The organism is Aeromonas sp. FDAARGOS 1403, assembly GCF_019047325.1.
In the GTDB taxonomy this organism is placed as follows: Bacteria; Pseudomonadota; Gammaproteobacteria; order Enterobacterales; family Aeromonadaceae; genus Aeromonas; species Aeromonas dhakensis.
On record NZ_CP077249.1, the window covers coordinates 3,359,180 to 3,371,531 of the forward strand.

10 protein-coding genes are annotated in these 12,352 nt (G+C 57.7%); 2 read left to right on the forward strand and 8 right to left on the reverse strand.

Annotated features, from left to right (window positions below; all coding sequences use genetic code 11):
* The first annotated feature begins 130 nt into the window (after window positions 1-130).
* Both I6L33_RS15680 and fabA read left to right on the forward strand, forming a co-directional pair.
* On the forward strand, window positions 131-2,110 hold the full coding sequence (locus tag I6L33_RS15680) for a Lon protease family protein (RefSeq protein WP_005300832.1): 1,980 nt from the start codon (window positions 131-133) through the stop codon (window positions 2,108-2,110).
* Between the two features lie 78 nt (window positions 2,111-2,188).
* Window positions 2,189-2,749: a 3-hydroxyacyl-[acyl-carrier-protein] dehydratase FabA gene (fabA, locus tag I6L33_RS15685; RefSeq protein WP_005300828.1), complete on the forward strand. Its 561-nt coding sequence runs from the start codon at window positions 2,189-2,191 to the stop codon at window positions 2,747-2,749.
* 88 nt (window positions 2,750-2,837) lie between these two features.
* On the opposite strand, the gene rmf is transcribed toward fabA, so the two are convergent.
* The 8 genes from rmf to pyrD all read right to left on the reverse strand — a co-directional run bounded on the left by rmf (window position 2,838) and on the right by pyrD (window position 12,327).
* Complete coding sequence (gene rmf, locus I6L33_RS15690) at window positions 2,838-3,014, reverse strand: ribosome modulation factor (protein ID WP_010674759.1); 177 nt, start codon at window positions 3,012-3,014, stop codon at window positions 2,838-2,840.
* 163 nt (window positions 3,015-3,177) lie between these two features.
* Complete coding sequence (locus I6L33_RS15695; RefSeq protein ID WP_017788056.1) at window positions 3,178-4,815, reverse strand: DUF3466 family protein; 1,638 nt, start codon at window positions 4,813-4,815, stop codon at window positions 3,178-3,180.
* An 8-nt stretch (window positions 4,816-4,823) separates the two neighbouring features.
* The gene (locus I6L33_RS15700; RefSeq protein ID WP_216972883.1) at window positions 4,824-6,746 is read right to left on the reverse strand and encodes an ABC transporter ATP-binding protein; all 1,923 of its coding nucleotides are present in this window, start codon (window positions 6,744-6,746) and stop codon (window positions 4,824-4,826) included.
* Window positions 6,747-6,819: 73 nt separating this feature from the next.
* Complete coding sequence (locus tag I6L33_RS15705; RefSeq protein ID WP_017780103.1) at window positions 6,820-7,050, reverse strand: glutaredoxin family protein; 231 nt, start codon at window positions 7,048-7,050, stop codon at window positions 6,820-6,822.
* Window positions 7,050-9,218 carry a bifunctional 23S rRNA (guanine(2069)-N(7))-methyltransferase RlmK/23S rRNA (guanine(2445)-N(2))-methyltransferase RlmL gene (gene rlmKL / locus I6L33_RS15710; RefSeq protein ID WP_216972884.1) on the reverse strand — a complete coding sequence of 723 codons (2,169 nt, stop codon included), beginning with the start codon at window positions 9,216-9,218 and terminating at the stop codon, window positions 7,050-7,052. Before rlmKL ends, I6L33_RS15705 begins: the two co-directional genes overlap by 1 nt.
* Before the next feature lie 700 nt (window positions 9,219-9,918).
* Window positions 9,919-10,422 (reverse strand): hypothetical protein, encoded by a 504-nt coding sequence (locus tag I6L33_RS15715; protein ID WP_124249443.1) that lies wholly within the window; start codon window positions 10,420-10,422, stop codon window positions 9,919-9,921.
* A 270-nt stretch (window positions 10,423-10,692) separates the two neighbouring features.
* Window positions 10,693-11,229 carry a cell division protein ZapC gene (locus tag I6L33_RS15720; protein WP_010634013.1) on the reverse strand — a complete coding sequence of 179 codons (537 nt, stop codon included), beginning with the start codon at window positions 11,227-11,229 and terminating at the stop codon, window positions 10,693-10,695.
* Between the two features lie 87 nt (window positions 11,230-11,316).
* Complete coding sequence (gene pyrD, locus I6L33_RS15725; RefSeq protein ID WP_216972885.1) at window positions 11,317-12,327, reverse strand: quinone-dependent dihydroorotate dehydrogenase; 1,011 nt, start codon at window positions 12,325-12,327, stop codon at window positions 11,317-11,319.
* Window positions 12,328-12,352 lie beyond the last annotated feature (25 nt).

The window sequence follows — 12,352 nt, forward strand, 5'->3', positions numbered from 1 at the left end:
CTCAATTGCTCCACATTCAAAACCGCGCATAATGTATATTATGTTAAATGAAATATCTTGTTTCCTGTTACCACTTATTGAACTGTGTATAATGGCAACAATTGATCCTATCTCCGACCGGATGTCTTAAGTGGCTGAATTAACATCAGAACAATTAAAACCTGCTTTTGCGATTGAACAGTTTCCTGCCCTCAGCGAGCTCGAACCCATTCCGTTTGCCGCGCTGCAACCCAGGGCCATCTCCGGCATCAAGCGTCTTGCCAGTTTTGATGGCGACTGCCCGGTCATGCTGCTCAACGGTTTCCCCGGGGTCGACTATGAAGATGTCTGCCAGACGCTGATCGCCGCCTCTAATGGCAAGGATGGCGACCTGTTCGATCTCTGCTACACCGAAAACCTGAACAATCCGTTCAAACCCATCTGGCTGCGCCTGCAACCCGGTACCGGCATCGAGTTTTGTGAAATGGTCGGTGAACTGCTCAAGCTGATGAGCCACCATCTGGATGCCGAGCGTCTGGTCACCCGCATCATGCGCAAGCAGAACAATGATCCAAAGATCGATGACTTCCTCTCCGATCTGGCCGCCCATGTGGCACAGGGGCTCGAATTTCAGCACCCGGTCCTCATCAACCTGCTGATCCATCATGAGGAGCAGGAAGCCCCCGTGGTGTATGGCCGCGATCTCAACTGGGACACCCTGTTCGGCTCCATCAACTACCAGACCGAGCAAGGTTCCGTCTATGCCAACCAGCACCTGCTGGAACCTGGTCTGCTGCGTCAGGCCAACGGTGGCTACCTGATCCTGCAGCTGGATGAGTTGCTGGATCAGCCCCATCTCTGGTTCAAGCTCAAGAACGCGATGCAAAAAGGCGAGCTGGACTGGAACGCCTATCAGGAAGGCAAGACCCTCACCCCCTTCTTTACGCCGGAAGCCACCCCCATCAAGCTCAAGCTGATCCTGGTCGGTGACCGGCTCGATGTGGCCGAGTTCCAGATGCTGGACAGAGACATGTCGGAGCGCATCTTCCTGCGCGCGGACTTGGTCTCCGAGGTGAACATCGAAGAGGAGCTGCCTGACTATCTGCAATATCTGGCCTGGCTGCGCGAGCGCTGGAACCTGCTGGACTTCACGCCGGCCGCCCTCGCCGCCCTCTGCCGCCATGCCAGCCGGCTCTGTGATCATCAGGAGTGGCTCTCGCTCTCCGAGGTGCAGCTCTCAGCCATCATGCGCATGGCCGACAGCCTGGCACGTGAGCTGGAAGCGGACGTCGTCACCGACGAGCACATCCGCGGAGCACTGGAAGAGCAGGATTATCGGCTCAACTACCTGGTCGAGCAGTCCGATCAGGGGGTCATCGACGGCCAGATCCTGCTGCAGACCGATGGTGAGGAAGTGGGTCAGATCAACGGTCTCTCCGTCATTCAGGTCTCAGGGCACCCCTATGATTTCGGCGAGCCGGTGCGCCTCACCGCCACCGTGCATCTGGGGGATGGTGATGTGGCGGACATCGAGCGCAAGGCGGAGCTGGCAGGTCATATCCACGCCAAGGCGATGATGATCATTCACGGTTATCTCTCCAACAAATTTGGTGCCGAGAATCCCTCCCCGCTGTCGGCCAACCTGGTGTTCGAACAGTCCTACCATGAAATCGATGGTGACAGCGCGTCTCTGACCGGTCTGTGCGCCCTGCTCTCCGCCCTCGCCCGCCAGCCTATCTACCAGCACTTTGCGGTTACCGGCGCGGTCGACCAGTTTGGCAACGTGCAGGCCGTCGGCGGCGTCAACGAGAAGATCGAGGGCTTCTTCCGGGTGTGCAAGATCCACGGCCTCACCGGCAAACAGGGGATCCTGCTGCCCGGTACCAACGCCCAGCAGCTCAACCTCTCTGATGAAGTGATCGCGGCAGTAGAGGCCGGCCAGTTCCATATCCACCCGGTGGATCATGTGGAAGAGGCCATCGAGCTGCTGACTGGTTGTGTTGCAGGTGAGCCGGACATGCCGGATACCCTGTTTGGCCGCATCCAGCAGCGCCTGGATGAGCTCAACGGCACCGAGGCCGTCAAGGGGGGCGTGCTGCGCCGCCTGTTTGGCAGGCTGTTCGGGGTATAAACGAAGTGATCGGAGTTGTTTAGCGAACATCTGTACGCTAAATTGGCCCCGCTTTGACCAATTTTAAGGATAACCAGCGTGACCGTAGACAATTCCACCATTGATGCCCGCCTTTCCCTGTGTGAACAAGGCAAAGACTCGTTTACCCGTGAAGAGCTGCTCGCCTGCAGCCGTGGCGAGCTGTTTGGTGAGGGCAACAGCCAGCTGCCCGCCCCCAACATGTTGATGATGGATCGCATCGTCAAGATCAATGACCATGGTGGTGAGCACGGTAAAGGCGAGATCCTGGCAGAACTCGATATCACACCGGATCTCTGGTTCTTCGATTGCCACTTCCCGGGTGACCCCGTCATGCCTGGCTGTCTCGGTCTGGATGCCATGTGGCAGCTGGTTGGTTTCTTCCTCGGCTGGAAAGGCGGCCCCGGCAAAGGCCGTGCACTGGGGGTTGGCGAGGTGAAATTCACCGGTCAGATCCTGCCGACTGCCAAGAAAGTAACCTACAAGATCACCTTCAAGCGCGTCATCAATCGCAAGTTGGTGATGGGAATTGCCGATGGCGTGGTGGAAGTGGATGGTCGCCCCATCTACAGCGCCACCGACCTGAAAGTGGGCCTGTTCAAGGACACCACCGCATTCTGATGAGCTGACTGACCACCTGGTCAGACCACACAACGTAAAGGGGCCGCCATGGCCCCTTTCCTTTTTGCAATGTGTGATGAAGTACCGACTACTTCATGAAGAGGCCTGAGCCCCGCCCTTCCATGGCATCACGCCAACCACCAAGCCAGTGCCCACGTGCATCCAGGCATTGATACGGACACGCTTCTTTCTGTTTGCCGACCACGCCAGCCTGATAACCACGAGCACGAGCTCTTTCCAGACGGTCCCGTTTTTGTCTCTTCATCATCTACGACCCTCTTCCGTGGAACAAAAAAAGCGACCAATTTTTCATCGGTCGCTTTCATCTTTACCCCAGGGGGTTGGCAGGGTCAAACAAAAAATTTCATGCTATCCGCTCATTGTGACACAAGACACTGAACCGCATTAATTTTTAGTGACACAACTTTTTAGCGCTGGAAACGGCGCAGCCAGGCGAATGGCAGGGCCAGCAGAGTCAACCAGAACAGGCTGCCACCACCGCTGCCACCATCCTGACCGGTCTGGTTGTTGACCGGTGCGTTGGCGACCACATAACCGGCCGGATCGTTGTTCTTGTAGTCGGTCACGACCGGTGCCAGCTTGACGCTGACCACGGTAGCGTTGGTGCGGTTGTTCAGATCGCTCTCGCTGTTGTAGCGATAGGCGGTCGCGGCCACAGTCCCATTCTCGCTGATGCCGCTGGCATAAGCGATGTGATAGTAGTAACCGTTCTGGGCACACTGCTTGGCACCCGCATCATCCAGACCACAGATGAGATCGTTCAGGTACCAGTTGTTGCCGGTCGCCGCGTTGAGCAGGAAGCCTTCCTGCATGCGGTTGGTGCCGTTGACCACGGGTTGGGTCTGATGGCGGGAATCACGCCAGCCAACCACCATGTTGTGGTTGTTGATGGCGGCCGCTTCCGAGCCGGAGCCGCTGAGCGGCTTGTCCTGCAGGGAGACCACGGCGTTGGTGGTCGGCGTGTTCAGGTTGAACACGAACATCTCCACCGGGCGGTTCTGGCCCTTGTTGATACGATAGAGCTGGTTGCCGACCACATAACCGTTGTCGTTGACCCCCACGGCCCAGCTGTGTTGCAGCTTGGCGTCATCCTTGCCGGGCTCGCCTTCTGCCAGCGGGATGATCTGGGTGGTGCCCACCTTGCTGCCATCCAGATCCAGTGTCCAGTAGGCGGCCAAGTTGCGGCCATCCAGGTAGTTGGTGCCGATCTCGCCGGTGGAGGAGTACCCTACCCCATACAGTGTGCCGTTAAATTTGCCCACGCCGAGCGCGGAAGCGGTCTGCACCACTTCGTTGCGGCCCCGGGCATACTCGTTGGCCTGCAGCAACTTGTTGAAGGTACCGGTACTGTTGACCAGCCAGAAGCTCGCCTGGGTGTTGAGGCCCGGGCAGTAGCGGTAGTCACCGTACTGGCCGTCGTTACCGGCAAAGCACCAGTTGTAGGTTTCGGAGTTGACGGCGATGTTCTTGCCGGTGGCAGCGGTACCGGTCACCAGATACTGGCCGTTGTCCAGCTTCTTGATGCTGGTCGGCACACTCAGGCTGTGAGTACCGGCGCCATCTTTCAGCTCGACGGGGTTGCCCTCCTCAACCACGGCAAAGGCGGTACGCACCTTGCCACTCATCTTGTAGCCCGCCCGGGTGCCGGGTACATCACCCAGCGCGGTCACCAGGCCGTCGGTCTCGCCCAACTGCACATAGCCTACGTTGTTGCGCTGATCGACACCGTCGAGGAAGTCACGACGCCACTGGTAGGCGAAGTTGCTGTTGTCGTTCCAGAAGGAGTTGCAGACCGAGTTGGAGAGCATGCAACCCTGCTCGAAGCGGAAGCGGTCAACCAGGAAGTCGGCGAAACGCACGGTCGAGAAGTGTTCGGCCATGTTGTTCTTGGTGTTGATCCCGATGAGCCCGTTGCCGTCGCCGCTGATCCCGCTGGCGTAACCCTTGTCGGACGCATCGACAATGGTGAAAAAGGGACTTTGTGCCGCCTGGGCGTTCAGGCTGGCGCTGACCAGAATGGCCAGCATGGATAATTGCTTTTTCATCTACTTCCTTAGTCCTGATGTTTCAACGCTTCCAACTCCTCCCAGCGGGAGAAGGCTTGTTCCAATGCCGCCTCTGCGGCATTCAGGGCATCCAGTTTGGTCTGGGTTTGCTCCGCAGGCAGGGAGAAGAAACCGGGGTGGTTGATCTCCGTCTGCAGGGCATCCAGCTCCGCCTCCAGCTGTTCCAGCCGGGCTGGCAGATTATCCAGCTCCAGCTGCAACTTGTAAGAGAGTTTCTTCTGTTTTGCCGCGACCGTCGCCTGCGTCACGACAGGCTCTGGCGCCTTGCTCTGGGGCTGCTTCGCCGCCGGCTGTGCGGCCAGCTGAGACTGCTGCTGGGCACGGGTGGCCATCATGTCGGCATAGCCCCCCACATAATCACTGATCCGCCCATCCCCTTCAAACAACCAGCAACCGGTCACGGTATTGTCGATGAAACGACGATCGTGGCTCACCAGCAGCAGGGTACCGGGATAGTCCGCCAGCAGCTCTTCCAGCAGTTCCAGCGTTTCGACATCCAGGTCGTTGGTTGGTTCATCGAGGATCAGTAAATTACTGGGCTTCAAGAACAATTTGGCCAACAGTAAACGGTTTTTTTCGCCCCCTGACAAGGCTTTCACCGGGGTGCGTGCCCGTTTTGGCTCAAACAGGAAGTCCTGCAGGTAGCCGAGGATGTGACGGGAGCGGCCGCGCACCATCACCTCCTGCTTGCCCTCGCCGACGTTGTCCACCACCGTCTTCTCGGGGTCGAGCTGTTCGCGGTACTGATCGAAGTAGGCCACTTCCAGGTTGGTGCCCTGCCGCACCGAGCCGCGGGTTGCCTCGAGCTGGCCGAGCAGCAGCTTGATCAGGGTCGACTTGCCACAGCCGTTGGGGCCGACCAGCGCAATCTTGTCGCCACGCAACACCTGCAGATCCAGCCCCTGAAACAGGGTGCGATCGCCAAAGTCGAGACCCAAGCCTTCACTTTCAAATACCAGCTTGCCGGAGCGGCCCGCTTCGTCCAGTTGCAGCTTGGCCTTGCCCTGCAGCTCACGGCGCTGGGTCCGCTCCATGCGCATCGCCTTGAGGGCACGCACTCGTCCCTCGTTGCGGGTACGGCGGGCCTTGATCCCCTGGCGCACCCACACCTCTTCCTGGGCCAGCTTGCGATCGAACTCGGCATTTTTCAGCTCCTCGACCCGCAGCCACTCCTCCTTGCCCTGCAGGTACTCGTCGTAATTGCCGGGCCAGGAGGTGATCACGCCGCGATCCAGATCGATGATCCGGGTCGCCAGCTTGTGGATGAACTCCCGGTCGTGGGAGATGAAGACGATGGCACCGCGAAAATCCTTGAGAAACTCTTCCAGCCAGTTGATGGCATCGATGTCCAGGTGGTTGGTCGGCTCGTCCAGCAGCAGCAGATCCGGATCGCAGGCCAGCGCGCGGGCCAGGGCCACCTTGCGCAGCCAGCCACCGGAGAGGCTGTCGAGGGTCACGTCGGGATCCAGACCGAGCAGGGTCAGCACCTGGTTGATGCGGGTCTCGAACTGCCAGCCGTTCTGGTAGTCGAGCTGCTCCTGCAACTGGCTCATCTTGCGAATGTTGGCATCGGAGGCATCGTGTGCCAGCTCCATGGAGATATGGTGATACTGCTTGAGCAGCACCCCTACCCCGGCCAGCCCTTCGGCGGCGTAGTCAAACACGGTGAGCTCGCTCGAGGCGGGGGGATCCTGCTCGAGGCGGGTCACTTTCAAGTCTTGCTGCAGTACCAGACGGCCGTCATCGAGCGGCAGTTCGCCGGCGATCACCTTCATCAGAGTGGACTTGCCCGCCCCGTTGCGCCCCACTAGACAGAGGCGCTCGCCCCGCTCGATGGTGAGCTCGGCCTGGTCGAGCAGCGGAAAATCACTGAACGACAGGGAAGCGCCGTGCAATGTCAAAAGAGCCATTCTTGTTCCTTCTTGCTAATGAAAAAACGGGCGGCAGACTGAGTCTCCCCCCGTTTCATCGTCAAATCGCCCACTACTCCCGGGCGGCAAGCCACGCTTGCAGCTCCGCCAGGGTAAAGGGCCAACCCAGTTCACGCCCGGCCTCGTCGCGCACGACCGGAATGCGCACCCGGTAGGCCTCGAGCCAGTCGGCGTCATCCAGGATGTCGCAGCGGCGGGTCCTGCCGGCAAGGCCGGCCTGCTCCACCAGCCCCCACGCCTGTTCGCACAGGTGGCAACCGTCGGTGTGAAACAGGGTCAGCATCAGCCTTGGGCCTCGGCATGAGTGATGATCCAGCAGTTGTGGATATGCTGGTTGCGCTCGAAATCCTTCGGCCGGGTCTTGCCGGTGATGTTCTGGGCCTTGAGACCGATGGCCTCGAGACCGGCCAGATCCATCTTGAAGTGGCGCTTGTTGTTGGAGAACACCAAGGTGCCACCCGCGGCCAGCAGACTCTTGAGATGCTGCATCAGCAACAGGTGATCGCGCTGTACGTCGAAGCTCTCGTCCATCCGCTTGGAGTTGGAGAAGGTGGGCGGATCGATGAAAATGAGGTCGTACTGCTCGTCCGCCTCGGAGAGCCACTTCAGGCAGTCCGCCTGCACGAACTTGTGTTCGCGGCCCACCAGCGAGTTGAGGCGCATGTTGTCCTGCGCCCAGTTCAGGTAGGTGCGCGACATGTCCACCGTGGTGGTTTCGCTGGCACCGCCCAGACCCGCGTGCACGGTGGCACTGCCGGTGTAGGCAAAGAGATTCAGGAAGCGCTTGCCACGGGCCATCTCCCCCAGCATGCGGCGGGTCTGACGGTGGTCGAGGAACAGGCCGGTATCCAGATAGTCGTAGAGGTTGACCCACAGACGGGCACCGTACTCCTGCACCTCCATCCGGTGCTGCTCTTCGGAGAGCTTCTGGTACTGCTGTTTGCCTTCCTGACGCTCGCGCACCTTCAGGATCACCTTCTCGCCATCCATGCCGGTCACCTTGATGGCGGCCTGTACCATGTCGAGCAGGCGCTGACGGGTCTTCTGGGCGGGGATATCCTTGGGCGCCGCGTACTCCTGCACCACCAGGTAGTCCTGATAGCGGTCGATGGCGGCGTTGTACTCCGGCAGATCGGCGTCGTAGAGACGGTAGCAGTCGAGGTTCTCTTTCTTCGCCCACTTCTCGAGGGCCTTCAGATTCTTGCGCAGACGGTTGGCAAAGTCCTGCGCCACCTCTTTTTGGGAGGCCACGGAGTCCAGCGCGATCTGGTAGTTGCGCAGCTGACACTCGAGCGCCCCGTTGAACAGGCGATATTGCTTGTCGGCGCGCAGGCGCAGACAGCTGAGCAGCTCGGGGGAGGCAGAAAGGATCGAGACTTTCCACCCCTGGAAGCTGCGACGCAGGGCATCGCCAAGGGCCTGGTGCACCTCCAGCAGCGCCGGGAACTCACCGAGACGCTCGCCATAGGGCGGGTTGGAAATGAGCATGCCGACCTGACGGGTCTCCCCTTCCGCCGCCATGGGCAGCGGGTTTTCCAAGGCGGTCGCATCGGCCTGTTTGAAGGTGATGAGATGAGCCACGCCGGCGGCTTTGGCGTTGTCACGGGCTTTGAGCAACACGCGGGAGTCGGCATCACAACCGAACAGCTTCACCTCGCAGCGCTGCATGCCTCGTTTGGCGCGCACTTGCGCCTCCATCATCAGGCTTTGCCACAGTTCGCTGTCATGCTGCAGCCAGCGATCGAAACCGAAGCGCTCGCGGCGCAGGGCCGGCGCCATGTCGGCGGCGATAAAGGCCGCTTCAATCAGCAGGGTACCGGAACCGCACATGGGGTCCATCATGGGCTCACCGGCCCAGCCGCTACGGGCGATCATGGCCGCGGCCAGGTTCTCTTTGAGCGGTGCCTCACCGGTGCCCTGACGATAGAAGCGCTGGTGCAGCGCGGGGCCTGACAAGTCCAGCGTGATATTGGCCTTGCCCTTGCCCAGATGGGCCATGATGCGAATGTCCGGGGATTTCTTGTCCACGTCCGGGCGCACATGACCACGCTTGGTGAAGCGATCGACGATGGCGTCCTTGATCTTGAGCGCGCCGTACTGGGTGTTGCGAATGGAGGCATTGGTACCGGTGAAATCCACCGCTATGGTGGCGGTGCCGGAGAAGTGCTCTTCCCAGGGAATGGTATGGGCGCCCAGATAGAGGTCCAGATCGTCGTTCATCTGGAACTCGGAGAGCACCAGCACGATGCGGGAGGCAAAACGGCTCCACAGACAGGCCTTGTAACCGATGGCCAGCTCGCCGCAGAAATGGACGCCGGCCACGGTCTCGCGGACCTGCTCTGCACCCAGATTGGTCAGCTCGACGGCCAACAGGTTTTCCAGCCCCTTGGGGCAGGTTGCAAAAAATTCTTTCATCACGCTCACGGGGAAGCCATAAAAATAGTGCCGCATTATACCTTAAGCGGCGATCCGGAGCAGCAAAAGCTTGGGCATGTCTGCATAAAGAGCGCGCAGTTGACCCTGAGGCTGTGGTTGAGCCTGTGCAGGATGAAGGCCGGTAATGGTGACATTGATGACAAGCGAGTGACTCCGTAACGACAGCACACGCAACGTCAATGCGAGTGATGGCACAAAAAGCAGCATCGGCTATTTTGCGAGCAAGTCTTGATCCGTTATCCGGATATATATTCCCCCTTTCCCTCTTCTAAATTGCCACATCTGACAGGAGTCAAACAAAGCTCAAATCGTTATTATTCTTCACGACAGAGCAAGTCCTTTCTGTAAACCCCGTGCTTTGCCCTCCCGTTATCGTCCGTAAACGGGAGGGCTATTTTTTTACATCCCCTCCCCGTTTATGCCGACATTGCCCCGCCTGTCATATCTATCAGGTTTCAAGAGAAACTACAGGTTTTAGAATAGTCCCGTGTTGTTGATACAACAGCTTATTCCTCCTGTAGTGTGTGTTTGTCGCCCTCGCCTCGAATTGACGTGAGGGCATTTTTATTGGTCTTTATTCACTGGCGCCAGAATGAAAAAATAACTTCCTGTATTTGACGCTATTGACCGCGACAAGCGGGTATCCAGATGACAAACAAGATAACGTAAAATGAAAAGACCCGCTTGATGCGGGTCTGTCATCGGTCTGGTTGCCTTAAATTGCCCAGCGCAAACCAAATGAAGTCACTGCAGCATGTTTTCTGCCGGGGACGTGGTCCATCTTGGGAGCGTATCCTATTTCCAATGCCACATTCTTGTAACCCAGGCTGACAACGGGCAGCACGGCGAAGCCATTCATGCCAGAGCCATCAAGATAACCGGCCTGCAACCCGAGACCAGCAAAGAAGCTCTCGGTCAAATACCACTCCTTGCGGTACATAAAGCCGGCAAATGCTGCCAATTTTTCATAAGAGTCTTCATAAGCCCCACCACGCAATGAGAGCTTGCCGGTATCCTGATCCCCCAAGAATACCCAGTCAACGCCCAAACCAGGGTTGATATTGTTGAAGTCACAAGTCTTCCCGTGTGGCCCTTTGGCCTTCTCACACCCGCTGTGTATTGATGCTCCATAGATGAGAACTGACAAATCTTCTGCCGCCGAGGTAGTCAAGGGGAGAAGGAATAGACTGCTGGCCAATAGATACTTGTTTATTTTCATGAGTCATTTCCTTGATCATGCTACTTACACGTATCAACCAGATACACGCACATTATTACACTCGCATTTTGAGATTACGTAGTTTATGGAAAAGCCTCAAGTGGCACAGTTCACATTTCCACCGGCCACAACGGTCAACGATTAAATTAAATATCGTTCGGCCTTGTGAACGTTCAGACCAGGTTCAGAATGGAAATGAAAGTGATGACAACTGGCAATCTATTGTCAGTTGCCCTCCTCAGATGGCAGGTAACGTTATGCGGGAATATATCAACCGACTTGGCGATATTGCGCCTGAGCCGCGGGTCTTGGGCTCATGCGATTGTTCATCACCTTGATGACGCCAAACCGGGGCAGTGTCTTGCTGGTGGTCAATATCAGATCGTCGGTCAGGTTCAAACAGACGCTAGCCTGATCGCCGGCTTCAATCACCAGAAACTCCCCCTTGCCATGAGGCGTCCCCATGCACACCAGTGCACCGGTTTCCGGAGTGATAACCGGATGGGTTTCGCCAAAGAACCAGCTTTGTGGCATCAAGGGTTTGTAAAAGCGGCTGACGGCGATGGCATTGAGGACCAGCTGCACCTGATGTGGCACGCTCCACTCCAGTTCTGCCACTCTGTCCATCAGCTGATAATAGAGCGCGGCATCATCCACACAAAACGGCTGGGTGGTGAAGGAGCTAGGCACCAATTGCCGCCCTTTATATTCGGTGGCAAATATCATGCGATCGGATAAATCCAGCATCAGACGATCGTCATGAGCATCATAATGCCACTGCCAATTGTCATTGGGTTGGATACACATGGAGGTGCCCTTACTGGAAGTCGTTACTCGACTTTATTCCATGTCGAGAATTTCAGCAACTTTAAATAAAGGGCACCGATTTATTTCTTATATATGGGTCACAATCTCTTTGACCAGATCCGGGCCTTTATAAATAAAACCGCTATAAATCTGGACCAGACTGGCACCCGCCGCCAGCTTCTCGCGGGCCGCCATGGCGCTGTCGATGCCGCCGACCCCGATAATGGGCAGCGCACCATCCAGCGCCTTGGCCAGCTGGCGGATCACCTCGGTACTCTTGTGCTGCAGAGGACGACCGCTGAGTCCCCCCGCTTCACCGGCATGAGGCATGTCATAAATCATGTCGCGCTCGAGGGTGGTATTGGTGGCAATCACGCCATCGATGCCATTTTTTATCAAGGATGCGGCGACTTGATTAATTTCATCCGAGGTCAAATCTGGCGCAATTTTAACGGCCAGCGGCACGTACTTCTTATATTGCGCGGCCAGCTCCTGCTGACGAATCTTGAGGGCGGCCAACAGTTCATCCAGTGCCTCGCCATATTGCAGCGAACGCAGCCCAGGGGTATTGGGGGAAGAGATATTGACGGCAATATAACCGGCATGGTCATACACCTTGTCCATGCAGATCAGATAATCATCCTTGCCCTGCTCGATGGGGGTGTCCTTGTTCTTGCCGATATTGATGCCGATCACCCCCTGATATTTGGCCTGCTTGACCTGAGCAACCAGGTGGTCGACCCCTTTGTTGTTGAAGCCCATCCGGTTGATGATCCCCTCGGCCGGAATGACCCGGAACAGACGGGGTTTGTCATTGCCGCTCTGGGGTCTGGGGGTGACAGTACCGACCTCGATAAAACCGAACCCCATGGCCCCGAAGGCATCGATACACTCACCGTCCTTGTCGAGCCCGGCCGCCAGACCCACCGGATTGGCAAAAGAAAGCCCCATGACGGTGACGGGGCGTTTTGGCAGGGAGTGGCGGAAGAAACAATCGAGCGGTGTACCGAGAAGGCGGGGCAAATATTTGATGGAGAGATCGTGCGCCTGTTCCGGATTGAGCTTGAACAGGAAATGCCTGGCGAGAGGGTACAGCATGTTTGCTCCTTAAAAAAAGCCCCGG

What these genes read in the sequence shown, in the direction of transcription:
- rmf (WP_010674759.1), bottom strand. Translation starts at nt 3,014, where the DNA reads ATGAAGAGACAAAAACGGGACCGTCTGGAAAGAGCTCGTGCTCGTGGT.
- I6L33_RS15695 (WP_017788056.1), bottom strand. Translation starts at nt 4,815, where the DNA reads ATGAAAAAGCAATTATCCATGCTGGCCATTCTGGTCAGCGCCAGCCTG.
- I6L33_RS15700 (WP_216972883.1), bottom strand. Translation starts at nt 6,746, where the DNA reads ATGGCTCTTTTGACATTGCACGGCGCTTCCCTGTCGTTCAGTGATTTT.
- I6L33_RS15705 (WP_017780103.1), bottom strand. Translation starts at nt 7,050, where the DNA reads ATGCTGACCCTGTTTCACACCGACGGTTGCCACCTGTGCGAACAGGCG.
- rlmKL (WP_216972884.1), bottom strand. Translation starts at nt 9,218, where the DNA reads ATGCGGCACTATTTTTATGGCTTCCCCGTGAGCGTGATGAAAGAATTT.
- I6L33_RS15715 (WP_124249443.1), bottom strand. Translation starts at nt 10,422, where the DNA reads ATGAAAATAAACAAGTATCTATTGGCCAGCAGTCTATTCCTTCTCCCC.
- I6L33_RS15720 (WP_010634013.1), bottom strand. Translation starts at nt 11,229, where the DNA reads ATGTGTATCCAACCCAATGACAATTGGCAGTGGCATTATGATGCTCAT.
- pyrD (WP_216972885.1), bottom strand. Translation starts at nt 12,327, where the DNA reads ATGCTGTACCCTCTCGCCAGGCATTTCCTGTTCAAGCTCAATCCGGAA.